The following is a 25,486-nucleotide window of genomic DNA, read 5'->3' on the forward strand; positions in this document are numbered from 1 at the left end:
CGGCGCAGGCGGCCCGTCGTCGCGGCCCCGGCCGCGGCACGCGTCGGTCCGGGGCGCGAGCGCACATCGGCCCCGGAGCCGTCGCGGGCTCCGGGGCCGAGGGGGTCGGGACGAGATCACGCCTTGCGGAGGAGGCGCTTGCTGGTGCGGCGGAACGCCCACACGACGACCAGCGCGCCGAGCACGGTCAGCGGCGTGCCCATCGCGACGCGGGCGACGGCCAGCCCGCCGGTGGTGTCCATGACGTACAGCCACTGCTGGACGGCGAACCGGGCTCCGAACACGAGCGCCGCCGCGAGGGTGGCGATGTCGTGGGCGCGCAGGCTCCGCCGGTCCTCCCGCCAGGCGTGCTCACCGCCGTGCATGAGGTTCCAGATCACGCCGGTCAGGGGACGGCGCGCCAGCAGCGAGGCGAAGGTGACCGCGAAGCCCGCCAGCGCGGCCCAGATCCCCAGCGCGAAGAAGTCCTTGGCCGAGCCCGTCCAGGCGGCCAGCCCCGCCGCGACGGCGACACCGATCACCCCACCGATGGCGGAGCTGAACTTCTCCCCCTTCAGCATCCGGAAGATGGCCAGCAGCACCGCCGAGCCCATCGCGACCGCGATGGTCACCGGCAGCGGCAGGAACGAGTTCGCCCCCGCGAAGATGACGACCGGAACGGTGGAGTAGATGAAACCGGACGGCCCGCCCATCTGGTCGAGGACCGAAGGATTCGCCGTCTTCGCGGACGTCTCGATCCGCTCGGTCTGCTGCTCGTCCCTGCGCAGTTCCTGCTGCACGCCCATCGTGACCCCTCGGTTGTTCGCCGTGTGCTGTCCGTGCCGAGAAGGAAAAGGCGTGCCGCTGCGGCACACTCAAGCCCGTGTGATCAGCGTCACCGTTGACCGTGAAGTTCGTGCTGGTATGAGCGCTGCGGACCTCGCCGCAACGGCGAGAGGGATGCCGCCGGGTCCGCGACGGCTGGCTCCGGCACCGGCGCGGTGCGGCAACGGCGGACGCGGAGCGCGCCTGCCACCCCGGGCCCGCGAACGCCGCCGCGGTCGGCGTCGCGGCGCAGGCGGGGCACGCGGAACCGCGTCGCGCCAACCGGAGCGCGCAGCACGCCGGGATCCCACCGCGAGCCGGAGGCCGTGGATCAGCCGCCCGTCAGGCGGTGCCAGGCGTCGGCGCGCCAGTCACCGTCGTCGAGGGACACCCGGTTGCCGTCCTGGTCCCAGTGCACCAGGCCCCAGCCGTCGGCCGCACCGTTCTCGGACCAGCCGACGAGCGGCCAGTAGGCGAAGTTGGCGTCGTTCTCGACCAGGAAGTCGGTGAAGTTCTCGAACCACGCGCGCGCCTTCTCGTCCTGCTCGCCGCGCCCCACGCCGAACTCGCTGATCCACAGCGGCGCGGTGTACGGCTGCCCCTCCTCGGTCACGAAGAACGCCTGCCTGCGCAGCACCTCGTAGAGCTCGTCGCGGGAGAAGTCCTGGTAGCGGGGATCGGTGGTCTCGCCCACGCCGGTCGCGCCGCTGTGGTTGGGGCCGGTGTAGCCGTAGAAGTGCGCCGAGTAGACCAGTTTCCCGGGCTTCGACAGCTCGTGCGAGAGCTCCCGCACCGGCTCCAGCGTCGGCCGCTCGTGCGGGAAGCCGTCGACGGGGATGCCGGTCCAGTTGATGCCCTCGATGATGATCAGCAGGTTCGGGTTGGCCTCGTCGAGGATGCGGTCCCCGGCGCGCTGCGAGGCGGCGAACCAGTCGTGCTCGTCCCCGAGGCCCCAGTTGGGGTCGTCGAGGACGTCGCGGCGCACCTCGTTGTAGAGGTCCGCGCCGACCACCCGCGCGTTGTCCCGGTAGCGACCGGCCATGAACAGCCAGTCCTCTTCCCACTCCTGGTCGCTCTGGTTGCTGTTCCAGCGCTCGTTGCCGTCGGTCCCGCAGCACCAGCGCTCGGTGTTGGTGTGGTTGTTGAGGATGACGGCGAGTCCGCTGCCGGTGAGCGCCTCGACGGCCGCGTCGTAGATCTCCAGCCGCGTCTTGCCGCGCAGCTCCGGGTTCGCGGCGACGGCGGCGTCCGGCACGGGTTCCGCTTCGTCGATCAGGTCGTTCGAGAAGGGCAGCCGGACGCTGTTGAGCCCGAGCTCCTGGAAGCTGTCGACGATCTCCCCCATCGGGGCCCGGTCCAGGCCGAGCGGGATGCCGTTGCTGTTCTCCCCGTCGTGGTGGTTGGCCGCGTCCTCGATGTCCCCGCTGCCGTTCCAGGTGCCGCTGGCGCCGTGCCAGTTGCCCGACTTCAGCTTGAAGGTGTTGCCGTCGGCATCGACGATCTCGCTGCCCTCGGTGTGCAGCGGTCCGGTCCAGGACGCTTCCGGCTCCGCGACCGCTGGCTGCGCCGGCACCAGCAGCGAGAAGGCGAGCGCGGCGGCCAGGGCGTTGGCGATCACGAGTTCATCTCCACGGTCGACTCCCCGTAGTCGGCCGATCCGCGGACCGGCGGCGGAGATCTCATCCTCGCAGTGATCAACGTGCCGGGGTGATCCGGAAAATCCCCGCTTTTCCCGTTCTCCAGCGATGATTCCGCTGGGCGCGGGTGCGCGAGGACATCGTCGCTCCGGCCCGGGCCGGTGCCGTCACCCCAGCGCCGAGGGGTTCAGGAGAGCGGCCACCGCGACGAAGACGGCGACGGCGAGGACCACGAAGGCGAACCAGCGGCGCACGGTCGAGGGGTTCAGCTTCATCGACAGCCGGGCGGCCGCGACGGACACCACCAGGGAGGCGCCGGCGAACAGCAGCAGCACCGGGTAGTCGATGCTGCCCGCCGCGCCCGCGTGGGCGACGAGCCCGGCCACCGAGTTGATCAGCACCACCACCAGCGAGGTGGCGACCGCTTGCTGTGCTCCCAGCCCCAGCAGCAAGGTCAGCGCGGGAACGACGACGAAACCACCACCGACGCCGAACAGGCCGGTGAGCACGCCGACGAGCGCGCCGGCGATCACCGATTTGGGCAGGCAGCTGCGCCAATCGACTCCGCCTTCCCGGGTGCGGCAGGCACCGGTGTGGTTCTCCACCTCGCGCAGCATCCGCACCGCGACGACGACCATGAGCCCCGCGAAGGCCAGCAGCAGCCAGCGCTGCGGGAGCGACCGCCCGAGCGCCGCCCCGGCGAAGGCCGCCGGGGTGCCGGCCGCACCGAAGACCAGCGCGACCGGCCACCGCACCGCCTCGCGCCGTTGGCGAGGGGCCAAGCCGCCCAGCGAGGACAGCGCCACCACCGCCAGCGCGGTGGGGATCGCCGTCTGCAGGGGCTGCCCGGCGCCGTAGACCAGGGCCGGGACGGCGAGGATCGAGCCACCCGCACCGAGCAACCCCAGCGCCAGGCCGATCACGGCGCCGAACACCACTGCCAAGTACACCGAAACCACCTATCCCGGTAGCGGTCTCGCGCGCCACCGCCCGTCGTCGGCTGGGCCCGTGCTCGCGGGAGCTACTGCTGCTGGCCGTTTTCGGCGGTGAGGCCGTCGAGGAGGGTTCGGTCCGCGGGAGACGTGCGGTTGTGCGGCAGCAGCCCGAGAACCCGCGACATGGCGCAGGTGTCGGTCACCGCCGCGAAGGTGAGGCCCGCGCCGACGAACCCGGCGATCCACTTCAGCCGCGGGACGGCCGTGCTGGCCACCACCCCGGTGAGCACGAGCGAGCCCGCGACCAGTCGTACCTGCCGCTCCATCGCCCACGTGCCCCGGCCCCGGGTCAGCTCGCCTCCGTCGCCCTCCCACCCCGCGATGCCACCGCGGAGCACGCCGAGCTGGTCCAGCCCGGCGGTCTCCAGCAGGGTGCGGGCCTGTTCGGCGCGAGCCCCCGATGCGCACACCAGCACCACCGGATCGCCGTGCCGCGCGGTGAGCTCCTCGCGGTGCTCCCGCAGCAGGTCCAGCGGGACGTTGCGGGAGCCGGGGATGTGCGCCGAGGCGAACTCGCCCGGGGTGCGCACGTCGATGAACCGGACCCGGTGGTCGGTCTCCCGGAGATCGCGGGCGTGAGCGGGTTCGACGGTCTGGGGCAGGGTCGTTCGCATTCTTCGCATTCCTCCAACGGGCTCGTGGATCTGGTCTCAGCTTGCGGTTGTCATCGGCACGCCGGCGTCGGCGGCGGCGCCGAACACGTCGTCGATCAGCACGACCTCGCGGTCCGCGGCGTCCAGCAACGAGGCCGCCGCGGCCGCGCGGTAACCGCTGCCGCAGTGCACCCACACCACGCCGTGCGGGATCTCGCCGATCCGGTTCTTCAGCTCGTAGAGCGGGATGTGGACCGCTCCGGTGAGGTGCGCCGCGGCGAACTCGTTGTTGGTGCGCACGTCGAGCAGCACCTCGGGCGCGGGGAGCCCGTCGTGGGCCCCGTCGAGCGCAACGGCGAGGTCTGCGAAGGTGGCGGTCCGGGTGCTGCGCAGCTGGCCGGGGTCGGCCGCCAATTCGTGCGGGGCGCCCACGGCCGCACCGGCGAACTCGTCGATGCCGATGCGGGCGAGCTCCCGCTGGGCCGCGGCGACCTGTTCCCGGGACTCGCCCAGCAGCGTGATGGGCGCGCCCCAGTCGATCATCCATCCGAGCCAGGTCACCATCGGCCCGTCCAACCCCAGGCTGACGGTGCCCGCCAGGTGCGAGACCACGTAAGCCTTGCGGGAGCGCAGGTCGACCACCCACTCCCCGTCGTCCAGGCGGTGCCGCAGCTCCTCCGGTTCGGCGCGCGCGGGCTCGCGCAGGTCGAGCGGCTTCGGGCCGGCGGTGTTCTGCACACCCATGTGCGCGTAGTAGGCCGGATAGGCGTCCAGGCCCGCCAGCGTCCGCTCGACGAAGTCGCGCTCGGCCAGCGTCAGGGCTGGATTGACCTGCTTCTGCTCGCCCACCGTCGCCGAATCACCCGACGCCTGCGTCGCCGAGCAGAAGCTGCCGAAGCCGTGGGTCGGCCAGATCTGGGCACCGTCCGGCAGGATCGCCGCCAGCTTCCGCACCGAGGCGTGCTGGTGGCGGGCGAGCTCGTGGCTGTGCTGCTCGCCCAGCAGATCGGTGCGGCCGGTCGTGCCGAACAGCAGCGACCCGCCGGTGAACACGCCGACCGGCCCCTCCGCGCCCTCCAGCACGTAGGACAGGTGGTGGAAGGTGTGCCCCGGGGTGGCCACCGCCCGCACCCTCATGCGTCGCGACAGCTCCACGACCTCCCCGTCGGAGAGCGAGCGCCGCTCGAACGGCACCTCATCGGCGGCGGCCAAGCCGTACTCGGCGCCCGTCAGGCGGGCCAGTTCCAGGCCGCCGGAGACGTAGTCGTTGTGCACGTGGGTGTCGAGCACCAGGGCGATCCGCACGCCCAACCGTCCCGCGGCCGCGATCATCCGGTCCACGTCCCGCTGCGGGTCCACCACCACTGCCAGCTCACCGTCGCTGGCCAGGTAGCTGCGATCGCCCAGCGAGGAGGTGTCGATCACCTCGACCGACAGGCCACCGGCCAGCCGTCCTTCCTTCGCCACCTCGGTCACCGTCGTCACCGTTGCCCACTCCCCTCGATCTCGTCGCCGGATCCGCTCCGACGCCCCCGGACGTCCGAACTCCGCCGATCCTCCTGGATACCCCCTGGGGTATTCATCCCACCGTGTCCACGCTCAGGCGAGCGCGAGGAACAGCCGCTCCAGCTCCTGCTCCGTCATCGGGGGCTCGTCGCCGTCTTCGCGAGCCTGCTGGCAGTGCCTCATGCCGCTGGCCACGATCTTGAAGCCCGCGCGGTCCAGAGCGCGGGAAACGGCAGCCAGCTGGGTCAACACCTCAGCGCAGTCACGCCCTTCCTCCATCGCCTCGATCACGCCGCCCAACTGCCCCCGCGCCCGGCGCAACCGCGCCAGCGCATCACCCACCATCTCCGGCTTCATCTGCACGACGACCCCTCTCTTCGCTCCTTTCAACCTAACATACCCCCCGGGGTATTCCGAGGAGCGCGCGAAGGTCCGCACCGACGGCGCGAGGAAGAACGCGGGGAGCCCGCGGCAGGGACCTCGGCGCGCCCCGCCCTCCCGCACCAGTAATCTCGGCGGCGTGGAGGTGCGGCGGGGACTCGTCCGGTGGGGGTTGCTGGTCCTCCTCGTGCTCGGGGTGGTTCTCATGCACCACGTCCCGGGTCAGCACTCCGGGACCGGCGCGCCCCCTCCGCCGTCCGCGACGAGCGCGGAGCTGACGGCCACCGCCTCCGACGGCGGGGGCGAAGGCCACCACGCGCCCGAGCTCGGCGGCATGTCGGCTTCCTCCCCGCACCCCCTGCTTCACCTGTGCCTGGCGATCCTGATCGGTTTCGCGGCGTTCCTGCTCGCCCGGACGTGGCGGGACCGGGGCGCCCGAGCCCCCCGGCCGGGACCAGGTGCCCGCGCCCGCCCGAGGTGGACGCGGCCTCCGACACCCACCGCCCGGCGGCTCGCCGCGTTGTGCGTGCTGAGGTGCTGATCAGCGGCGTCAGCAGCTCTGATCAGCGCATTCCTCGCACGCACAGACCATCGAGAGGCAGGGTTCTCCACCATGAAGCGCACGCGATCGCTGAGCGCCGCCGTGGCCGTCACCGCGCTGGCCGCCGTGCTCGCCGGGTGTTCCGGCGGCGGACAGGGGGCGGAGGTGCCGGGTGGTGCGACACCGCCCAGCACCGGCCAGCCGGAACAGCCGGGCCAGGCCCCGCACGACCAGGCGGACGTGACCTTCGCCAGCGGGATGATCCCGCACCACCAGCAGGCCGTCGAGATGTCCCGAGCGGCGGTCGACCGCGCCCGGTCGCAGGAGGTCAGGGACCTGGCCGAGCGGATCCGGGCCGCGCAGGGGCCGGAGATCCAGGAGCTCAGCGGCTGGCTGCGGAGCTGGGGCGTCGAGGTGCCGTCCGGCTCCGCGATGCCGGGCATGGACCACGGCGAGCACGGCGACGGCATGATGTCGCCCGCGGAGATGGAACAGCTCGAGCGGTCTTCGGGCGCGGAGTTCGACGAGGCGTTCCTGACGATGATGATCGAGCATCACGAGGGCGCTGTCGCCATGGCCCGGACCGAGCTCAGCAACGGCCGGTTCCCCGAAGCCAAGCGGCTGGCGCAGCGGATCATCGACACCCAGCAGGCCGAGATCGACACCATGCGGCGGCTGCTCGCCACGGGCTGACGACGGCCTCGTTCCGAGGGGGTGAGCACCGAGATGCTCACCCCCTCGGGTGATCCGGGTCGGCTCTTCCGGTGCGGCGGTCCGCTGCTGGCGCCGCGCGCTCACGCGCACCGGCCCGCGTGGACGCGGCGCCGGGCAGCGTTGACACTCCTCGCGGGAGGCGAAGCCGGTGGAGGACGCACGCACGCGCTTGGCAGACCGCCCCAGCACGGCGGTGCTGGACGTGCGGGGCCTGCTGTGGGCATCGGAGCAGAACGTCGTCGCCGCTCGGCTGGGGCGGGCACCCGGAGTTCGCGCGGTGGAGGTCAACCCGGTGGCCCAGACCGCGACGGTCGTGTTCGACTCCGCTCGCACGAGCGTGGCCGAGCTGCGCCGCTGGGTGCGGGAGTGCGGTTACCACTGCGCTGGGCAGTCGGTGCCCTCGCACGTCTGCGACCCGATGCGGGAACCCGAACGGACCCGCCCAGCAGCAGTCGATCACGAGGCGGGCACCGAGGAACCCGAGCCACCCGGGCCAGCGCCCGCCGCATCGGAACGAGCGCCCTCCCCGCAGGAGGCGGGGGACCACGAGGGGCCCGGGGCGATGTCGATGGCCGGGATGGTCGCCGACATGCGCAACCGGTTCCTGGTAGCGCTGGTGTTCTCCGTTCCGATCGTGATCTGGTCCCCGATCGGCGCCGAGGTCCTCGGCCTGCGCGTGCCCACCCCGTTCGGACTGCGGCAGGACGGGTGGTCGTTGCTGCTGAGTCTGCCGGTGATCTTCTACTCGTGCTGGATCTTCTTCGCCGGCGCGGTGCGCGCCTTGCGCGCCCGCACGCTGGACATGATGGTGCTCGTCGCGGTGGCGGTGGGCTCCGGCTGGCTCTACTCACTGGTGATCACGCTTTCCGGTGGCGGTGAAGTGTTCTACGAGGCCGCCACCGTGCTCGCCGCGTTCGTCCTGCTGGGCCACTGGTTCGAAATGCGCGCCCGCGGAGGCGCCAACGACGCGATCCGCACCCTGCTCGACCTCGCCCCGCCGAAGGCCGTGGTCCTGCGCGAGGGACAGCCGATCGAGATACCGACCGCGGAGGTCGAGGTCGGCGACCTGCTGCTGGTGCGACCCGGCGCCAAGATCGCCGTTGACGGCGTCGTCGAGGACGGGGACAGCGAGGTCGACGAGTCCATGGTCACCGGCGAAAGCCTGCCGGTCCCCAAGGCTCCCGGGGCCGAAGTCGTAGGAGCGACCATCAACACCAACGGCACCCTCCGGGTCCGAGCGACCAAGATCGGCTCGGATACCGCCCTGGCGCGGATCGTCGCACTGGTCCAGGAAGCGCAGAACTCCAAGGCGCCGGGGCAGCGCCTCGCCGACCGGGCCGCGTTCTGGCTCGTCCTCGTCGCCCTCATCGGCGGCGGCGCCACGCTGGCCACCTGGCTGCTGCTCGGGAGCCCGTTCGCCGCGGCGATCTTGTTCGCCATCACCGTCGTGGTCATCACCTGCCCCGATGCGCTCGGCCTGGCCACTCCCACCGCGATCATGGTCGGCAGCGGGCTGGGCGCCTCGCACGGAGTGCTGTTCAAGAACGCCGTCGCGCTCGAGACCGCGGCACGCGTCCAGGTCGTCGTGCTCGACAAGACCGGCACCTTGACCAAGGGCGAGCCCGAGGTCACCGACGTCCTCGCGAACGAGCTCGACCACGACGAACTGCTGCGCCTGGTGGCGGCGGTCGAGCGCGAATCCGAACACCCGCTGGCGCAGGCGATCGTGCGTCGTGCCGAGCAACGGGGCGTGGCCACCGAACCTGCCGAGCGGTTCGAGAACGTGCCCGGCCACGGCGCGATCGGCCGCGTCACCGGGAAGCGCGTTCTGGTGGGCAACCGGCGGCTCATGGAACGCGAAGGCGTCGAGCTGGGCCTGCTCGCCCAGCACCGCGACGACCTGGCCGCACACGGCCGGACCGCCGTGCTCGTCGCGGTGGAGGGGAAGGCGGCGGGTGTGCTCGGGATCGCCGACGCGCCGCGGGAGACCTCGGAAGCCACCGTCGCCGCGCTGCACGACCTCGGCGTTGAGGTCGTCATGCTCACCGGTGACAACCGCGCCACCGCGGCGCGGATCGCCGGACGACTCGGGATCGACATCGTGCTCGCCGAAGTCCTCCCCGGTGACAAAGCCGCCAAAATCGCCGAGCTGCACGGCACCGGCCGCACCGTCGCCATGGTCGGCGACGGCGTCAACGACGCCCCCGCCCTCGCTCAGGCCGATCTCGGGATCGCCATCGGGGCAGGCACGGACGTTGCCATCGACACCGCCGACGTCGTGCTGATGCGCTCCGACCCCCTCGACGTGCCCACCGCGCTGCGCATCGGCCGGGCGACCCGGCGCAAGATGCGGCAGAACCTCGGCTGGGCCATCGGCTACAACACCATCGCCCTGCCCATCGCCGCCGGAGTCTTCGAACCCGCGTTCGGTCTCGTGCTCCGGCCCGAGATCGCGGCCCTGAGCATGTCCGGGTCCAGCGTGATCGTCGCTCTCAACGCCGTCGCCCTGAAGGGCCTGCGGCTACCCCCGCGTTCCCGGAACCGGTGACACTCCGTCCGCATTCGCCAGTTCACGCGGTGATCGTGCTCTTCCAGCCGAGCCCATCGCCTCGGCCGCTCTCGGCACGCGACGGCGGTTCGGGGCCGGCCACCATCGCCCCCGGCCCGCGCGACCCCCGGCGCATCACCGCCGGGCCCGAAGACCCTGGTGGGCGGCCCCACGTGCGGGGACGATGTGATCACAGGTACCCGGGGAAGCGTGAGAGATGATGTACGGCTACGGACCCGGACTCGTCTGGATGATCCTGATTCCCGTGATCTGGATCGGGCTGATCGCGTTGATCATCTGGGCGGTCGTCCGCCTGACCCAGGACTCGCGCTCGCGGCGGGACGGCGGTTCCGCGCACGCGGACGCGCCCGAGGACATCCTCGACCGGCGATTCGCCCGCGGCGAGATCGACGCCGAGGACTACCGGCAACGCCGTGCGGAACTGACCGAACGCCGGAGATCCGGATGACCAGACCGTCGCGGCGCGGGCGGTAGCGGCGGCCGGAACCGCTCGGCGGTCAGCCGACCCGGCGCGCCACGATCGCGCCGTGCGGCCGGGCTCCGGGATCAGCGCGGGTCTCGCGGGCGGCGACGGTGAACCCGGCCTGCTCGATCGCGCGGCTGAGACGGTCGATCGGCCAGAAGTACGCGGTGGTGACCGCGTGGTCGAAGGGTTCGACCTCCGGCCCGCGGCAGAAGCCGACGAGGAGCCCGCCACCGGGCTCGACGACCCGCGCGAACTCGGCGAACGCGTCGGCGATGCGGTCCGGCCGCACGTGGATCAGCGAGTACCAGGCGAGGACTCCGGCCACGCTCGAATCGGCCACGCCGAGTCGTTCGGCGGCGCCCTCCCGGAACCGGACCTCCGGGAAGCGCTCCCGGGCAGCGCCGACGAACTCCGGAGTCGGATCGACGCCCTCGACGTCCACGCCCCGCTCGTGCAGCCAGCTCGTCCAGTGCCCCGGCCCGCAACCGACGTCGAGGATCGGCCCCTCGGATTGCTCGTGCGCCCAGGCGCCGATCAGATCGCGATCCGGGGAGGCGGTCGCGTCGATGTGGCCGAGGAGGCTGATGTACTCCTCCGCCCGCCGCCCGTAGGCCTGGCTCGTGCGCTCGGTCGTCACTCGACGCATCTTCGCAAGGTCCTCCGAGGGGGCACCGCCCAGGGCCGCCCGCGCCCGCGGCGCGCGGAGAACCCGAAGACCGGCCAGCGCGCGGGCGATCCGGCACCACCGCTCACCACGGCGACACCGGTCCCCGGCCAGGCCGAGCACAACTCGTACCGAAGCATGAAAAAACCCCGCTCACCTGGTACTTCTCGGTGGTGAGCGGGGCTTGAAACAGGGTGGAGCTGACGGGATTCGAACCCGTGACCCCTTGACTGCCAGTCAAGTGCGCTACCAACTGCGCCACAGCCCCTGATTCACTTGTGCGGTTCCCGGCTCCGGTGTTCCGTCCCCGTTCATCGCGTGCCTGCATACAGTACAACAGCCCGCCGCCGGCCCCGCGAAGGGGGGTCCCCTTGTTGATCGTCAGCGGTTCGGCGGGGCCGTGCGCTGCGATGACGGGCTCAGCCCGCTCGGCCGTGGCCGCTGGGGAGGCCTCGGGTGTTGGCGGCGCGGACGAACTCGGCTCGGGGGTCGTGGAGCTCGCCCAGCGCCACCGTCTGCCTGCGCAGCGGGAGTTCCAGGAGCCAGTCGCCGAGGACCCGCGCCTTGAGGCGGAACGTGGGGAGCTTGGCCAGGTGGTAGACGCGGTGCAGCAGCCAGGCGGGCAGGCCCTTGAGCTTGATGCCGTAGACCTCCGCCGCGCCCTGGAACAAGCCCAGTCCCGCGACCGAACCGGCGTAGCGGTGCCGGTAGTCGGTCTGCTCCTGGCCCCGCAGGTGCGCCACGACGTTGTCGGCGAGCACCTTGGCCTGGCGGACCGCGTGCTGGGCGGAGGGGCCGCAGAGGGCCTCCGGGTCATCGCTGGTGAGGTCGGGGACGGCGGCGCAGTCCCCGGCGGCGAAGACGTTGGTGGTGCCGCGGACCTGGAGCTTCGGGGTGCACTCGACGCGGCCCTTGGCGTCGCGGGGCAGGTTGGAGTCCTCCAGCATCGGGTGCGGCTTGACCCCGGCGGTCCAGGCGATCGTGTCGGCGTCGAACTCGTCGCCGTCGGAGAGCACCACGTGGCCGTCGGTGAGGGACTTCGCGGTGGTGTCGGTCTTCACCTCGATGCCGCGCTCCTCCAGGCGGCGGCGGGTGTACTCGCCCATGGGCGCGCTGACCTCGGGCATGATGCGGCCGGTGGCCTCGACCATGATCCAGCGCATGTCACCCGCTTCCAGGCTGAGGTAGTTCCGGACGGCCTCGCGGGCCATGCTCTCCAGCTCGGCCATGGCCTCGATGCCCGCGTAGCCGCCGCCGATGAACAGGAACGTGAGCAGCCGCCGACGCAGCTTCAGGTCCGTCGTGCTGGCGGCGATGTCGAGCCGGGACAGCACGTGGTTGCGCAGGTAGATGGCCTCGCCGATGGTCTTGAAACCGACCCCGCGCTCGCCGAGCCCCGGGATCGGCAGCGCGCGGGAGATCGAACCGGGCACGACGACGAGCACGTCGTAGGTCAGGTGCTCCTCGGTGCCGTCGGCGAGGGTCGCGGTGAGCTCCTGGGCGTTCTGGTCGATGCAGGTGACCTGCGCGGTGAGCACCTGGCTGCGACGCAGGGTCGGCCGCAGCGGCACCACGACGTGCCGGGGTTCGAGGGATCCGGCGGCGGCCTCGGGCAGGAACGGCTGATACGTCATGTGCGACTGCGGATCGATGACGGTGATCCGCGCTTCGCCCGGCTCCAGCCGCTTCTGCAACCGCATCGCGATCGTCAGCCCCGCGTGCCCGCCACCGATGATGACGATCCGGGGCATCGGGCGGCTGGGCCGCGGTCCGGTGGCGGGCGTCGGGGCGGCGGGCTGATCAGTGGCCATGAACCGGTTCTCCTCTCGCGCCCTCCCGGGTCCGCCTCGGATCGACCTGGCGGTCGGGGTTCCGGCGCAGGTACTCCTGTTCGAGCTCGAAGGAGCGCGCGGTGTGCTCGCGGAGCGCGTCCTCGGAACCGTGCAGGAACGTCTCGTTGCGGGTCAGGTGCAGCTGCTCCAGCTCGCGCAGCAGGTCCTGCTCGGTGAGCCTCCCCGCGGGCACCCCGGCGCTCATCCCGGTCTCCTCTCCGGACGCCGGGTCAGGCCGCGGAGCGCTGCTTCGGGACCCGGCGGCGCGCCAGCAGCTCCTGGCGCTCGCGTTCGCCGAGCCCGCCCCACACCCCGTACGGCTCCTGCACGGCCAGCGCGTGCTCGCGGCAGGCCAGCATCACCGGGCACCGGTGGCAGATCTGCTTCGCCTGCTGCTCCCGGTTGCTCCGGGCGCTCCCCCGCTCGTTCTCGGGGTGGAAGAACGCGGCGGTGCTCAGGTCCCGGCAGGCAGCCCGAAGCTGCCACTCCCAGGTCTCGGCCACAGGTTTGGGCAGCCTCATGGTCGCCGTCATCGTGCTCACCACCTCGCCACGTCCGTCCAGCACACTCCGCGCCACAGACGACATACCCCGGGGTCGTGGCGGGAACACATCGCTTCAGCGGGACCGAGGAGGACCGCACCGCCGGTGCGGGGCCCGCGGGCGGTTCGGCGGAGCCGCCGAGGCGCCGTCGGGTACCGCGCCACGGAACAACCGGACGCGAACGCGGAAAGAAACCAACGCCCGCGCGCTCAATCCAGCAATTCGTCAACCCGGCGGGCGTAAGCGGTCACCGGATAAACCCCTTCGAATCCGCAAGATTCGGCGAACCGCTCCCCTGCGCTCCCCTCGTCGCCGTACCCGACCACCATCCGGGCACCGCCTCCGCGAAGCGCCGACACCGCGGCGGCCACCAAGGACCCGCCGACACCCCGCCGGCGGCGACCGGCGCGCACCACGACGTGCTCGACCAGCCCGACGCCGTTCTCGACGAATCCCTGGCAGAACCCGGAGATCCGGGAGAACTCCGGATCGTCCACGACGCGCAGCACGCAGCGCGGGTCCTCGGCGCGGTGCGCGAGCACGCGCACGACCCGGCGCTCACCCGCGTCGGAAAGCCCGGCGTCGTCCCCGATGAGCTCGGCGATCCCGGGCAGGTCCGCGTCCTCGGCGGGCCGCGTGGTGACGGCGGGTGAGCGCGGAATCCGGTGCAGCAGCGCCATCTTCTCCTCGACGGCCCGCCACCCGGAGTCGTCGGCGATGCCCTCGATCTCGTCGACGGTGGTGGGCGACGCGTACACGACGGCCTCGGGACGCCCGGCGTCGGCGAAGGAGCGCTCCAGGGTGAGCAGGGTGGTGGCGACCTCGGCGAGCGTGCCCCAGAGCCCGCAGGCGTGGTTCCCGCTGGGCAGCGGGTCGTCCCGGTTGAGCACGACCGTCGCCGCGCCGACCCGGGCGATCCGGCCGTAGCGGATCGCCCCGGAGGCGAGGCGGGCGTTCTCCACCAGCCCGGCGAGTTCCCGCGCCTGGCGCGGATCGAGCAGGGCTTCGTCGTCGGGATCGTGCAGCGGGTCCACCCGTCCATTGTGGGAGGTCGCCACCGCTGGTTCCCAGCGGCCTGCGACATTGAGGTGATCCGGGTTCGCAGGTCTCGTAATCGCGCGCGAAGACCGTAATGTCTACGGGGAACCTGTGTGCGAATCCAGGAGTCGCCGTGACAGGGACACACGACCACCACCGCGAGCGGCTGCGGCGCCAGGCCGACGAACAGCTCCGCGCACGACCCCCGCTGCCGACCTGGCAGAAACGGGTGGTGGAGCGATTCGCGGTGGAGCGCGGCGCCGGCTGGTACACGCTGCTGAACCAGTTCGCCCCGCACACCCCGGAGGACCGGCCGGACGCCGTGCTCATCGGGCCGGGCGGGGTCCTGGTGGTGCTGCTGAGCGACGAGGAGCCACCCGCGGAGGCGGCCCGTGCGGCGTTCGTGTGGACGGCGGAGCTGCTGGCGGGCGTGGCGACGCCGCACGGGATGCTCACGGAGGCGGCGCTGCGCGCGGTCGTGGTGGTCCCGGCGGGCGTGCGCGCGGCGGCCGGGGACGGCGAGCACCTGGTGGTCCCCGAGTCCGAGCTGGACCGGGTGCTGGTGGGCGCCGAACCGGTGCTGGACCCGGCGGACGCGCTGGCGGCGGCGCGGCACCTGGACAACCGGACCTTCGACCTGGTGCCGATCGCGTGGAACCCGCACCGGATCCCGCGCCAGCGGGGCGCGGGCGAGGTCGGTTCCTCGGACCGCTCCTCGGGCCTGTTCGAGGTGCGGCGGTTGCGGGAGGAGCGGGCCGAGCACGCGCCGGAGGACGCGGTGCTGGACCGGCGGGTGTTCCTGGACGACGCGCAGCTGGGCGCGGTGCGCAGGCAGTACGGCGGCCCGGCGCGGATCTCGGGCCCGGCGGGCACCGGGAAGTCGACGCTGGCGCTGCACCGGCTGGCGCACCTGGCGCGGCGCAGCCCGGGTCGGCTGCTGTTCACCTCGCACCTGGAGACCTTGCCGCACCTGGCCCGGGAGCAGTTCCGCGCGCTGGCCCCGCAGGTGGCGCACCGGGTGGAGTTCCGGAACCTGCACGAGTGGGCGGCGGAGCTGCTGCGGGAGCGCGGCCGGGACACGGACGTGGACGACCGGCTGGTGGACGAGGCGTTCGCGGCGGTGTGGGAGCGCTCCGGGCGTTCGGGGCCGCTGGCGAACGCGCGACCTTCGCGGCACTACTGGAAGGACGAGATCGACCGGGTGATCAAGGGGCGCGGCCTGGGCACCTTCGAGTCGTACCGCGCGGCGCCCCGCCGCGGGCGCGGCGGGCAGCTGAGCCCCGCGTTCCGCGCGCACGTCTGGGAGTTCTACTGCGAGTACGAGCGGGAGCTGTGCGAGCGCGGCATCTACGACCGCAACGACGTGCTGGTCCGCGCGCTGGACGAGCTGGGCCGCAAGCCGCTGGGCCGCTCCTACTCGGCGGTGGCGGTGGACGAGGTTCAGGACCTGACGCTGGTGGGCTTGCGCCTGGTGCACGCGGTGAGCGGGGACGGACCGAACCGGTTGCTGCTGATCGGGGACGGTCAGCAGCAGGTGTTCGCGGGCGGCTGGCGGTTGTCGGAGGCGGGGATCTCGTTGCGCGGCCGCGGCGAGGTGCTGCGGCGCAACTACCGGAACCGGCTGGCGGTCGTGGAGGCCGCCGGGGAGCTGGACGCGGTGAACCGGTTCGACGACATCGACGGCGGTCCGGTGCCGGTGCGCTCGGTGCTGCCGGTGCTCAGCGGCGGGACCGTGGTGCGCTGGAACGGCGCGGCGCAGCGGGAGGCGCTGCTGGCGGCGCTGCGGGCTCTCGGCGAGGTGGGCGGCGCGGCGGTGCTGACGCGCACCTCGGCGGCGGCGCGGGACTGGGTGGCGGCGTTGCGGCGCGCCGGTTTTCCGGCGGAGCGCCTGGCACCGTGGTCTCCGGACGCGGCGGGGGTCCGGGTCGGAACGTTGCGGGAGGCGAAGGGCTTCGAGTTCCACGCGGTGTTCCTCCCCGACGAGCACCACCCGGTCGGCTTCCACCGCGACGAGCTCGAAACGCTCCAGCGGCAGCTCCTGGTCGCCACGACCCGGGCGCGCGACTACCTGTGGATCGGCGCGCTGGAGCAGGCGGAGGAGTGAGCGCGGGCGCTCACCGGTCGATCAGGTCCCGCAGCTGGTGCCGCGTGCTGACGCCGAGCTTCGGGAACGCGCGGTGGAGGTGCGAGCCGACGGTGCGCGGGGACAGGAACAGCCGGTCCCCGATCTCGCGGTTGGTGAGGCCGCGCGCGGCGAGCCGGATGATCTCCTGCTGCTGCGGGCTGAGCCCTTCCAGCACGCCGGGGGCGGCGGGTGCGGGGGCGCCGCCACCGGAGGCGCGCAGTTCCGCTTCGGCGCGAGCGGCCCACGGGCGGGCGCCGAGCCTGCGGAAGGTCTCCAGGGCCGCGGCGAGCGGGGCGCGGGCCTCGGCGATGCGGCGGGAGCGGCGCAACCACTCGGCCTGGTGCAGCTGGGCTCGGGCGCGGTCGAACGGCCACTGCTCGGTGGCGGGGTCGGCGAGGGCGGCGGTGAAGTGCGGCCCGGGGTCCTCGGCGAGCATCGCGCGGGCGTGCTCGACGAGGGCGCGGGTGCGGGGCGAGCCGTCGTGGCGCAACCGCTCGCCGGCGTGGCGAACGGCGGGCGCGGCCACGTCCGGGGTGCCGAGGCGGGCCGCGGCGGCGGCGAACTCGGGCAGCGCCGCCCAGGACTGGTGGTGGTGCGCGGGTGCACCGTCGGCGGTGAAGGCGCGGCCGAACTGCGCGAGGGCTTCGGCGTGGTCGCCCCCGGCGGCCGCGGCCATGCCGAGCGCGTAGCGGGCGCGCACGGCCACCATCACGCTCTCCGCCGGGTCCACCCGGGACAACGCCTCGGTGGCGAGCCGGGTGGCGGTGCCGGTGTCGCCGCGCAGCGCGAGGACGGCGGCGTCCATGGCTTCCGCCCCGGCGAGCACGTGGGGGAGCCCGGCGCGGACCGCGTTGCTGGCGGACTCGGCGGCGACGGCCTGGGCCCGCGACCAGGAGCCCTGGTCGACGAGGGCCCAGCCGTGCGCGCAGCCGAGCCCGTCGGGCAGCGGCCCGCGCACCCGCCACTGGTCGAAGGCCCGCTCGAACAGCCGCACCGCGAGCGCGGTCTCGTCGAGCAGCCAGGCGACGGTTCCGGCGGCGACGGCCTGCGCGGGCCCGAGTTCGGTGGCGTCGAGCGCGGCCAGCGCCGCCAGCAGCTCCGCCCGGTTGCCCTCCGGGTCGGCGACGGCCAGGACCCAGCAGCGGCGCACCGGGTCCTGCGGACCGGGGATGCCGTCGAGCGCGGCGAGCACCTGCTCCCGCCTGCCTGGCCGGGGCGCGTAGTAGCCGACGACGGCGGCGGTGCCCAGCGCCTCCAGCGCGGTGACCGGGTCGCGCCGGGCCTGGTCGGTGCCGGTGCGCAGCAGCTGGGCGAACGCGGCGGCGTGCCGGGTGGTGACGGCGAGCGCCTGGCCGGTGCGCAGCGCGGCGACGGCGAGCAGGGCGGGGTCCTCGGTGCACTCGGCGGCCCGCTCGGCGAGGTCGCGCACCCACCCGGCCTGGGCGGTGAACAGCGCGGAGTCCGCGGCCAGCACCAGGCGGCGACCCCGCTCGGCACGATCGGGGCTGAGTTCGGCGGCGCGTTCCAGGGCCCGCGCGGCGGCCGCGTAGCCACCCCGGGTGCGGGCCCGGTCGGCGGTGGCCTCCAGCTGGGCGGCCACGTCCGCGTCGGGGCCGGTCGCGGCGGCGGCGAGGTGCCAGGCGCGGCGATCCGGTTCCTCGCGCGCGGCCTCGGCGAGCAGGAGGTGCGCCCGGCGGCGGTGCCCGAAGGGCGCGGAGTGGTACAGCGCGGAGCGCACCAGCGGGTGCCGGAACCGGACGCGGGAGCCGGTTCGGCGCACCAGACCGGCCCGCTCAGCCGGTTCCCACCCGCCGCCGGGCAGCGGTGCCCGGTCGGTGCTCTCGGCGGCGGCCAGCACCAGCAGCCGGTCCCGGACCTCGGCGGGCAGGCCGTCGGCGCGAGCGGCGAAGATCGCCTCCAACCGCGCGGTCGCCATGAGCGGCCCCGGTTCGGGCTCCTGCGCGGTGGTGGCGAACTCGGTCAGCGCCAACGGGTTCCCGGCCGCCTCGGCCAGCACCCGCAACCGCCGCGCCCCGGTGGGCGGCTGCGGCAGCGCGTCCAGCAGGCGGTTCGCGGCGAGGTCGTCGAGCGGTTCCAGCCGCAGCACCGGCAGGCCGTCCAGGCCGGGAGGCGGCTGGTCGTCCCGGGCGCCGATGAGCAGCGAGATCGGTTCCTCGCCGAGCCTGCGGGCGAGGAAGCCGAGCACGTCCAGGCTGGCGCGGTCGAACCACTGCGCGTCGTCGACGACGAGCACCGCGCCGTCGGCGGACAGCAGCCCGAGCACGTCGAGGCCGAGTCGCATCACATCGGGTTCGCCGCGCTGCTCGACGAGTCCGAAGGCGGCGAGCAGCCGCGCCGGTACCTCGGTGCGGCGCAGCAGCGGGGCGAGCAGCTGGTGCAGCCCGGCGAAGGCCAGCTCCGCCTCGCTCTCGCTCCCGGTGGCGCGCAGCGCGCCCGGCCCGGCCACCGCGTCCAGCAACGTGGTCTTGCCCGCCCCGGGGTCGCCGGTGACGATGAGTGCCCGCCCGCCGTCGCCGACGAGCCGCCGCAGGTCCGCGAGTTTCGCCTCCCGGCCGATGATCTCCTGCACAGCCGCCTCCCGTTCGCCGACTGTAGTCGCCGGGTGCGCGGGTGCGGTCACGTGACGGATACCGGCGAGCGGCCTCGGGGTGCATGGTCGGTGTCATGCGGAGCATCACCTTGGGAGACGTCGAGATCACCCGCGTGCTGGAGTTCCACGGCCGCGCGACGGGGATGGACGAGTTCTTCCCCGACATCCCGGCCGGCCTGGTCGAGGCCGAGCGTTCCTGGCTGGCCCCGGACTTCTGGTCGCCCACCGACAACGGCTTCGTCGCCGCCGTGCAGACCTGGGTGCTGCGCAGCGCGGGGCGGACGATCCTGGTCGACACGGGCGTCGGCAATCACAAGGAGCGCCCGTACTCGCCGCAGTGGCGCCACCTGGACACCGATTACCTGGGTGAGCTGGAGCGAGCCGGGGTGCGGCCGGAGGACGTGGACCTCGTGATCAACACGCACCTGCACGTGGATCACGTCGGGTGGAACACGACGCTGGTGGGCCGGGACTGGGTGCCGACGTTCCCGAACGCCACCTACCTGCTGCCGCGCGCGGACTTCGAGTACTGGAACCCGCTGGGCGAGCACCGGCCGCGGCGCGCGCGCAGCCACCAGAACGTCTTCGAGGACAGCGTGGCGCCGGTGCGCGAGGCGGGGCTGGCCGAGCTGTGGGAGGGCGAGCGGGTCATCGACGAGAACTTGCGCCTGCTGCCCGCTCCCGGGCACACCCCGGGTTCCTCGGTGCTGCACCTGGACTCCGGCGGGGACCGGGCGGTGTTCCTCGGCGACCTGCTGCACACCCCGCTCCAGCTGCGGGAACCCGCGCACAACTGCGGCTTCGAAGAGGATCCGGCGCAGGCCAGGGCGTCGCGACGGCGGCTGCTCGAATTCGCCGCCGACCGCACGGCGCTGGTGGTGCCCGCGCACTTCGGCGGGCACGGCGCGGCGGAGGTCCGCCGGGACGGGAGCGGGTTCGAGATCACCGGGTGGGCCGCGTTCGACCGGGCGGCGGGGTGGGACCGGTGACGGTGCTGCGGATCTCGACGGGCCGGCTGCGCGGCAGGCGGCACGACGCGGGCCTGGTGTTCTCCGGCGTCCCCTACGCCGCCCCGCCGGTCGGGCCCGCGCGCTTCGCCGAGCCGCGCCCGGCCCCGGCGTGGGACGGGGTGCGGGACGCGAGCCGGCCGGGTCCCACCGCGCCGTCGCCGGAGCGGGATTTCGGCGCGCTGGACATGAGGCCGTTCTTCGGTCAGCGGGTTCCCGGGGACGACTACCTGGCGGTGGACGTGTGGACGCCGGACGTGGCGGGTGGGCTTCCGGTGCTGGTGTTCGTGCACGGCGGGGGTTTCGTCTCGGGCTCGGCGCACGCCTCGCTCCACGACGGCACGGGGTTCTCCCGGGACGGCGTGGTGCTGGTGTCGGTGCAGTACCGGCTGGGCGCGCCGGGGTGGCTCCGGCTGCCCGGGGTTCCGGACAACCGGGGCCTGCTCGACGTGCTGGCCGCGCTGCGCTGGGTGCGCGCGGAGATCGCCGCGTTCGGCGGGGACCCGGACGACGTCACCCTGGCCGGGCAGTCGGCGGGGGCGACGATCGTGAACGCGGCGCTGGTGGATCCGGCCGGGGCCGGGTTGTTCCGGCGCGCGATCAGCCAGAGCGGCAACGGCCTCGGCGCCTTCGCGCCCGCTCAGGGCGACCTGGTGACCGAGCGCCTCGCCGCGGCGCTGGGCGTGCCGCCACCCGAGCTGGTGGAGGTGTCGGACGAGCGGTTGCTCGCCGGAGTCGCGGGGCTGGCGGGGACGGACCTCGCGGTGGACGGGCACCGCGATCCGCTGCTGGGGCTCAGCCCGCTCGGGCCGGTGCTGGAGCGCCAGCCCGTGGACTCGCGCGCGGCGGGCGCGGGGGCGGACGTGCCGCTGCTGATCGGGCACAACGCGGAGGAGGGCAACCTCTACCTCGCACCCGGAGGTGCGCTGAGCTCGTCCACGGACGACGAGGTGCGGGAGCTGGCGGGCCGGGCGCACCCCGAACCGGAGCGGCTGCTCGCCGCCTACCGCGCGCAGCGGCCCGGGATCGGGGCCGGGCGGCTGCGGTCGGCTGTGCTCGGGGACGCCCTGTTCGGCGCGGGGACCCGGGCGCTCGCCGACGCGCACGCCGGGCGGGGCGCGCCGACCTACCGCTACGAGTTCGCCTGGCGCTCCGACGCCCTCGGCGGTCAGCTCGGGGCGGCGCACGGGGTGGAGCTGCCGTTCGTCTTCGACTCCGCCGGCGGTCCCGGGCTGCGCGGTCCGCGGGCGCTGCTGGGCGAGCGGACGGCTCCGGAGCTCGTCCGCGAGGTGCACGGCGCCTGGGTCCGCTTCGCGACCACCGGCGATCCCGGCTGGGAGCGCTGCACCGTCCCGGACCGCCGCACCCGTCGCTTCGCGACGCCCTCGGCCACGGTCACCGACCCCCGCCCGCTGGAACGGGCGGCCTGGTGATCTCCCGTTCGCCGGACCGGTCGCGTTCGGTTCCGGGCAGCGGCGCGGCCGCCGAGCGGAGATCGGCTCGGGCGACCGGCGCCGCGCGTCCCAGCGGCCGCCGCGCGGAGCGACGAGGAGGCCGCTCCTCCGCCACCGGCAGCGGTCCGGTTCCGGGGAACCGGAACGGGGTCACCAGTCCACGGGCAGGGAGTACAGGCCGTAGATGACCGCGTCGTCCTTGAACGGCAGCTCGGCGCGCGGAGCCGCCAGCCGGAGCCCGGGGATCCGGCGGAACAGCGCGTCGAAGACGATCTCCAGTTCCAGCCGGGCCAGGTTCTGCCCGAGGCACTGGTGCGGCCCGTAGCCGAAGGCGACGTGGTTGCGGGCGCCGCGCTCGATGTCGAACCGGTCCGGTTCGGGGAAGGTGCCGGGGTCGTGGTTGGCGGTGTGCCCGAGTGCGATCACGCCCTCCCCGGCGCGGATGAGGGTGCCGCCGACCTCGACGTCCTCCGTCGCCACCCGGGAGGTGACGGTCTCGACGATGGTCAGGTAGCGCAGCAGCTCCTCGACCATCGCGGGCGTGCGCGCCGGGTCCTGCCGGATCGCCGCGAGCTCCTCGGGGTTCTCCAGCAGCGTGAGGGTGCCGAGCGAGATCATGTTCGCGGTGGTCTCGTGCCCGGCGACCAGCAGCAGGGTGGCGGTCGCGACCAGGTCCTCGTGCTCGTCGGGCTCTGGTTTCGCGAGCTGCCTGCTGAGCAGGTCGTCACCGGGATCGGACCGCTTCGCGGTGATCAGGTCTCCGAGGTAGCCCCGGATCTCGCCCGCGGCGCGCACCCGCTCGGGGGTGGGCGTGGTGCGGCGCAGCATGGCGGAGGCGCGGTCCTGGAAGAACTCGTGGTCGGCGTAGGGCACGCCCAGCAGCTCGCAGATGACCAGCGAGGGCACCGGCAGCGCCAGCGCGCTCACCAGGTCCGCCGGCCGGGGCCCGGCGAGGATCTCGTCGAGGCAGCCGTCGACGATCGCCTGGACGCGCGGACGCAGCGCCTGCATCCGCCGCACGGTGAACTCGCCGAGCACGCCTCGGCGCGCCGGGCCGTGCTCGGGCGCGTCCATGGACAGCATGTTCGGCCGGAAGGAGCTGATCGACTCCTGCTGGCCCTCGACCAGGAACGGGAAGTCGGGGTTGCGGCGGTCCGCGCTGAACCGCGGGTCGGCGAGCATGAAGCGCACGTCCTCGTGCCTGGTCAGCACCCACGCTTCGCGGCCGGTGGGGATGGTGACGCGGGATATCGGCTCCGAGTCGCGCAGCCGCGCGTACTCGTCCGGTGGTTCGTACGGGCACCGCCTGGCGACCGGGAAGCTGGCGACGGGCTGGTCGGTGACGTCGGTCATGGAGCTGCCTCCCCTGGACTAAGCGGAAGAAGATCTTCCGTTTAATTCCTCACGGTACTGACGCGGAACAGGTCAGTCCACCTCCGTTCGGGGGGATGCGAGGATGCACCTCGTGACCGACGAGTTCCCCGATTCCGCCGGAGAACCACCACTTCGCGCCGACGCGCGCCGCAACCGGGACCAGATCATCGGCGCGGCCAAGGAGCTGTTCTCCACGGACGGGCCGGAGGTGCCGATGGACGAGATCGCCCGTCGCGCCTCGGTCGGCGTCGGCACGCTCTACCGGCGCTTCCCCGACCGCGAGTCGCTGATCCGCGCGGTGGCGCGGGACAACTTCGGCAACGTCCTCGCGCACGCCCGCGAGGCGGACGCGGAACCGACGGCCTGGGACTCCCTGGTGCGCCTGCTGAAGAGCTCCGACGAGCTGCACCTGAGCGTTCAGCTCGGGATGGCCTCGCCGCGCGCCTGGGAGATCATCAAGTCCGACCAGGTCGTCCAGGACCTGCGGGACGCGGTGCTGGCCGAGCTGGACCGCGTGGTGCGCGCGGCCCAGAGCGAGGGCTCGCTGCGCCACGACGTCAGCACGGGGGACGTCGCGGCCACCTACTCGCTGCTGCTGCGCCGCCACACCGGCGCGGCGGTGGCCGAGCGCGCGCTGCACATCATGCTCGACGGCCTGCGCGCCGACCCCGGCGGCACCAGGCGCGAGCTGCCCGGGGACCCGACACCGCTGTCCGGGGTGCACCCCACCTGATCACCGCCTGCGGCCGGAGCGCCCGGAGGCGCCCCGGCCGTTCGCTCACTCGACGTCGAACCTCGCCGACAGCTGCGGCAGCAGCGGCCGCCGCTCGTCGACGGGCACCTCCGGGTCCACCGGGGCCCGCTCCGCGCTCCCGCAGTTCGGATCGGACGGCTTCCCGGCCAGGCGGTCGTCGAGCCACCCGAACGCGCGCGGGAAGGAGGCGATCGCGCCGCCGATGTGCGTCGGACCGAGGTTCGGCGCGAACCGCACGTCGCCACCCGCGGCGCACCAGTCGTCAGCGAGGGTCTTCGACTGCTCGAACGGGATCACGTCGTCCAGCCTGCTCTGCGAGACCAGCACGGGGAACGCGGGCGCGGTGCGCCCGATCCGCTGCTCGGCGACCACGTCGGCGAACGGCTCCTCCCGCAGGTAATCGGTCAGCGGCCTGCCGTCCTCGGTGAAGTCCTCGGAGTGCGCGAAGGCGAACCGAGCGACCCCGTCCACGGTGCACGAGTCCTCGACGTCGGCGCGGTACCGCTCCCCGTTCTCGTTGAGGTACGGCGCCAGGTCGATGTCGTACCCGGCGGCCAGGCCGGCCAGCGCGTAGCCGAGGAACGCCGCGTAGGGGCCGCCGTCGAGGTTCACCCCGACCCCGCCGAGCTCGGCGGGCACCGCACCGGCGGCCGCACCGCGGATGTCGAGCTCCGGGGCGTAGCTCGCGGCCAGCTCGGCCGCCGAGGCCGTCGCACCACCGCCCTGGGAGTAGCCGAACAGCGCCACCGGGCCGTCGTCCGGCACGTCCGCCCCGGGCAGCCGCTGCGCGGCGCGCACGGCGTCGAGCACCGCGGTGCCGCTGACCTCCCGGTTGACGTAGGTGTGCACGCCGGGCGTCCCGAGCCCCTGGTAGTCGGTCATCACGACCGCGTAGCCCCGGCTCAGCATCGCCTTGACGAAGAAGCCCTCGTACTCGGTGCCGTTGGCGAGCTGCCGGGACGGCGCGCAGCGGTCGGCCATGCCCTGCGTACCCGCCGCGTAGCCGATGACGGGGCGGTCCCCCTCCCCGGTCCACTCGCCGCGCGGCGTGATCACCGTGCCGGTCACCGCGATCGGCGCACCGCCGCGATCGCTGGACCGGTACATCACGCGCTGGACGTCGGCGTCGGCCCGGACCACCTTCAGCGGGTCGAGGAAGTACTCGGACGGTTCGGAGCGCACGAGGTCGCCGTTGCGCGCGGGCAGGTCGGCGGGCGGCTCGTAGAACGGCGGGCGCTCCTCGGCGGAGGCGGCGGCGGTCGCGACGGCGAACGAGACCCCGACCGCGGTGGTCAGCATCATCGCGGCGGCGCGCTGGAAGGGGCGGAGGTTCACGGGCAACTCCTCGTCGAGTGCGAACCGGAACTACCTACTGTTCAGTAGGACATCCTCGGCAGGGTGACCCGCGACACGGGGCCCTGGCAATCACCCGCGAATCCGACGATGACTTCGCAACTGTTTCGTGAGCATTCCGACACGCGACGTGACCTCCGATCACCCCGCGCGCAGGGGCTCAGGGGCGTCCGGGAACCCGGAAAACCGCTCTCCTCCCCCTACCTGGCCTGCTAGGTTGACCGCCGCCGAACCGAGGAGCCGGGGGACATGACCGACGGACTCCCGCCCAAGGCGACCTACGGCCAGGTGTTCGCGGTCCCGCAGTTCCGCGCCGTGTTCGCGGCCAGGCTGCTCGGCGTCATGTCCGACACGCTGCGGTCGGTCGCGCTGGCGGTCCTGGTGTTCAGCCGCACCGACTCCCCGCTGCTGACGGCGACGGCGTTCACGATCGGCTTCCTGCCGCAGGCAGTGGGCGGCCTGTTCCTCTGCCCGAGCGCCCAGCGCGGCGGGCCGAACGCGCTCCCCGCCCACCACCGGCCAGCCG

Annotated in this window: 23 protein-coding genes and 1 tRNA gene; 8 read left to right on the forward strand and 16 right to left on the reverse strand. The window is 73.5% G+C overall.

The window, feature by feature from the left end:
* Positions 1 to 116: 116 nt before the first annotated feature.
* The 6 genes from ACL03H_RS22665 to ACL03H_RS22690 all read right to left on the reverse strand — a co-directional run bounded on the left by ACL03H_RS22665 (position 117) and on the right by ACL03H_RS22690 (position 5,898).
* The gene (locus ACL03H_RS22665) at positions 117 to 785 is read right to left on the reverse strand and encodes a DUF3159 domain-containing protein (RefSeq protein WP_412813323.1); all 669 of its coding nucleotides are present in this window, start codon (positions 783 to 785) and stop codon (positions 117 to 119) included.
* A gap of 350 nt (positions 786 to 1,135) precedes the next feature.
* Complete coding sequence (locus ACL03H_RS22670) at positions 1,136 to 2,422, reverse strand: glycoside hydrolase family 5 protein (RefSeq protein ID WP_412813324.1); 1,287 nt, start codon at positions 2,420 to 2,422, stop codon at positions 1,136 to 1,138.
* 186 nt (positions 2,423 to 2,608) lie between these two features.
* Positions 2,609 to 3,391, reverse strand: a complete 783-nt coding sequence (locus ACL03H_RS22675) for a sulfite exporter TauE/SafE family protein (RefSeq protein ID WP_412813325.1) — start codon at positions 3,389 to 3,391, stop codon at positions 2,609 to 2,611.
* Between the two features lie 71 nt (positions 3,392 to 3,462).
* Complete coding sequence (locus ACL03H_RS22680) at positions 3,463 to 4,050, reverse strand: rhodanese-like domain-containing protein (RefSeq protein WP_412813326.1); 588 nt, start codon at positions 4,048 to 4,050, stop codon at positions 3,463 to 3,465.
* A gap of 36 nt (positions 4,051 to 4,086) precedes the next feature.
* Complete coding sequence (locus ACL03H_RS22685; RefSeq protein WP_412813327.1) at positions 4,087 to 5,514, reverse strand: MBL fold metallo-hydrolase; 1,428 nt, start codon at positions 5,512 to 5,514, stop codon at positions 4,087 to 4,089.
* A 114-nt stretch (positions 5,515 to 5,628) separates the two neighbouring features.
* On the reverse strand, positions 5,629 to 5,898 hold the full coding sequence (locus ACL03H_RS22690; RefSeq protein ID WP_459561782.1) for a metal-sensitive transcriptional regulator: 270 nt from the start codon (positions 5,896 to 5,898) through the stop codon (positions 5,629 to 5,631).
* A 157-nt stretch (positions 5,899 to 6,055) separates the two neighbouring features.
* Here ACL03H_RS22690 and ACL03H_RS22695 point away from each other — a divergent pair, with 157 nt between their 5' ends.
* From ACL03H_RS22695 to ACL03H_RS22710, 4 genes are all read left to right on the forward strand, one after another.
* A complete protein-coding gene (locus tag ACL03H_RS22695; RefSeq protein WP_412813328.1) occupies positions 6,056 to 6,457 on the forward strand; it encodes a hypothetical protein in 402 nt (133 codons plus the stop codon).
* Positions 6,458 to 6,529: 72 nt separating this feature from the next.
* Positions 6,530 to 7,150 carry a DUF305 domain-containing protein gene (locus ACL03H_RS22700; protein ID WP_412813329.1) on the forward strand — a complete coding sequence of 207 codons (621 nt, stop codon included), beginning with the start codon at positions 6,530 to 6,532 and terminating at the stop codon, positions 7,148 to 7,150.
* Between the two features lie 190 nt (positions 7,151 to 7,340).
* Positions 7,341 to 9,719, forward strand: a complete 2,379-nt coding sequence (locus ACL03H_RS22705; protein ID WP_412813330.1) for a heavy metal translocating P-type ATPase — start codon at positions 7,341 to 7,343, stop codon at positions 9,717 to 9,719.
* A 265-nt stretch (positions 9,720 to 9,984) separates the two neighbouring features.
* Positions 9,985 to 10,188 (forward strand): SHOCT domain-containing protein, encoded by a 204-nt coding sequence (locus tag ACL03H_RS22710; protein WP_412813331.1) that lies wholly within the window; start codon positions 9,985 to 9,987, stop codon positions 10,186 to 10,188.
* Positions 10,189 to 10,237: 49 nt separating this feature from the next.
* On the opposite strand, the gene ACL03H_RS22715 is transcribed toward ACL03H_RS22710, so the two are convergent.
* The 6 genes from ACL03H_RS22715 to ACL03H_RS22740 all read right to left on the reverse strand — a co-directional run bounded on the left by ACL03H_RS22715 (position 10,238) and on the right by ACL03H_RS22740 (position 14,278).
* Positions 10,238 to 10,843 carry a class I SAM-dependent methyltransferase gene (locus ACL03H_RS22715; RefSeq protein ID WP_412813332.1) on the reverse strand — a complete coding sequence of 202 codons (606 nt, stop codon included), beginning with the start codon at positions 10,841 to 10,843 and terminating at the stop codon, positions 10,238 to 10,240.
* A 222-nt stretch (positions 10,844 to 11,065) separates the two neighbouring features.
* Positions 11,066 to 11,138 (reverse strand) — tRNA-Ala (locus ACL03H_RS22720).
* 151 nt (positions 11,139 to 11,289) lie between these two features.
* A complete protein-coding gene (locus tag ACL03H_RS22725; RefSeq protein ID WP_412813350.1) occupies positions 11,290 to 12,621 on the reverse strand; it encodes an NAD(P)/FAD-dependent oxidoreductase in 1,332 nt (443 codons plus the stop codon).
* Positions 12,622 to 12,670: 49 nt separating this feature from the next.
* The gene (locus tag ACL03H_RS22730) at positions 12,671 to 12,907 is read right to left on the reverse strand and encodes a DUF6158 family protein (protein ID WP_412813333.1); all 237 of its coding nucleotides are present in this window, start codon (positions 12,905 to 12,907) and stop codon (positions 12,671 to 12,673) included.
* A 25-nt stretch (positions 12,908 to 12,932) separates the two neighbouring features.
* The gene (locus ACL03H_RS22735) at positions 12,933 to 13,235 is read right to left on the reverse strand and encodes a WhiB family transcriptional regulator (protein ID WP_412813334.1); all 303 of its coding nucleotides are present in this window, start codon (positions 13,233 to 13,235) and stop codon (positions 12,933 to 12,935) included.
* A 218-nt stretch (positions 13,236 to 13,453) separates the two neighbouring features.
* Positions 13,454 to 14,278: a GNAT family N-acetyltransferase gene (locus tag ACL03H_RS22740; protein WP_412813335.1), complete on the reverse strand. Its 825-nt coding sequence runs from the start codon at positions 14,276 to 14,278 to the stop codon at positions 13,454 to 13,456.
* 137 nt (positions 14,279 to 14,415) lie between these two features.
* On the opposite strand from ACL03H_RS22740, the gene ACL03H_RS22745 reads away from it, so the two are divergent.
* Complete coding sequence (locus ACL03H_RS22745; RefSeq protein WP_412813336.1) at positions 14,416 to 16,386, forward strand: UvrD-helicase domain-containing protein; 1,971 nt, start codon at positions 14,416 to 14,418, stop codon at positions 16,384 to 16,386.
* A gap of 10 nt (positions 16,387 to 16,396) precedes the next feature.
* On the opposite strand, the gene ACL03H_RS22750 is transcribed toward ACL03H_RS22745, so the two are convergent.
* A complete protein-coding gene (locus tag ACL03H_RS22750; RefSeq protein WP_412813337.1) occupies positions 16,397 to 18,997 on the reverse strand; it encodes an AAA family ATPase in 2,601 nt (866 codons plus the stop codon).
* Between the two features lie 95 nt (positions 18,998 to 19,092).
* Here ACL03H_RS22750 and ACL03H_RS22755 point away from each other — a divergent pair, with 95 nt between their 5' ends.
* Both ACL03H_RS22755 and ACL03H_RS22760 read left to right on the forward strand, forming a co-directional pair.
* The gene (locus tag ACL03H_RS22755) at positions 19,093 to 20,007 is read left to right on the forward strand and encodes an MBL fold metallo-hydrolase (protein ID WP_412813338.1); all 915 of its coding nucleotides are present in this window, start codon (positions 19,093 to 19,095) and stop codon (positions 20,005 to 20,007) included.
* Complete coding sequence (locus ACL03H_RS22760; protein WP_412813339.1) at positions 20,004 to 21,458, forward strand: carboxylesterase/lipase family protein; 1,455 nt, start codon at positions 20,004 to 20,006, stop codon at positions 21,456 to 21,458. The genes ACL03H_RS22755 and ACL03H_RS22760 overlap by 4 nt, the downstream gene beginning before the upstream one ends.
* A 171-nt stretch (positions 21,459 to 21,629) precedes the next feature.
* On the opposite strand, the gene ACL03H_RS22765 is transcribed toward ACL03H_RS22760, so the two are convergent.
* Positions 21,630 to 22,832, reverse strand: a complete 1,203-nt coding sequence (locus ACL03H_RS22765) for a cytochrome P450 (protein ID WP_412813340.1) — start codon at positions 22,830 to 22,832, stop codon at positions 21,630 to 21,632.
* Between the two features lie 112 nt (positions 22,833 to 22,944).
* On the opposite strand from ACL03H_RS22765, the gene ACL03H_RS22770 reads away from it, so the two are divergent.
* Positions 22,945 to 23,586: a TetR/AcrR family transcriptional regulator gene (locus ACL03H_RS22770; protein WP_412813341.1), complete on the forward strand. Its 642-nt coding sequence runs from the start codon at positions 22,945 to 22,947 to the stop codon at positions 23,584 to 23,586.
* A gap of 45 nt (positions 23,587 to 23,631) precedes the next feature.
* On the opposite strand, the gene ACL03H_RS22775 is transcribed toward ACL03H_RS22770, so the two are convergent.
* Together ACL03H_RS22775 and ACL03H_RS22780 are read right to left on the reverse strand one after the other, a co-directional pair.
* Positions 23,632 to 24,909 carry a lipase family protein gene (locus ACL03H_RS22775; protein ID WP_412813351.1) on the reverse strand — a complete coding sequence of 426 codons (1,278 nt, stop codon included), beginning with the start codon at positions 24,907 to 24,909 and terminating at the stop codon, positions 23,632 to 23,634.
* Positions 24,910 to 25,238: 329 nt separating this feature from the next.
* Complete coding sequence (locus ACL03H_RS22780; RefSeq protein WP_412813342.1) at positions 25,239 to 25,388, reverse strand: hypothetical protein; 150 nt, start codon at positions 25,386 to 25,388, stop codon at positions 25,239 to 25,241.
* Positions 25,389 to 25,486 lie beyond the last annotated feature (98 nt).

Origin of the sequence: Saccharopolyspora antibiotica (assembly GCF_047200635.1) — a bacterium.
Taxonomy (GTDB): Bacteria; Actinomycetota; Actinomycetes; order Mycobacteriales; family Pseudonocardiaceae; genus Saccharopolyspora_C.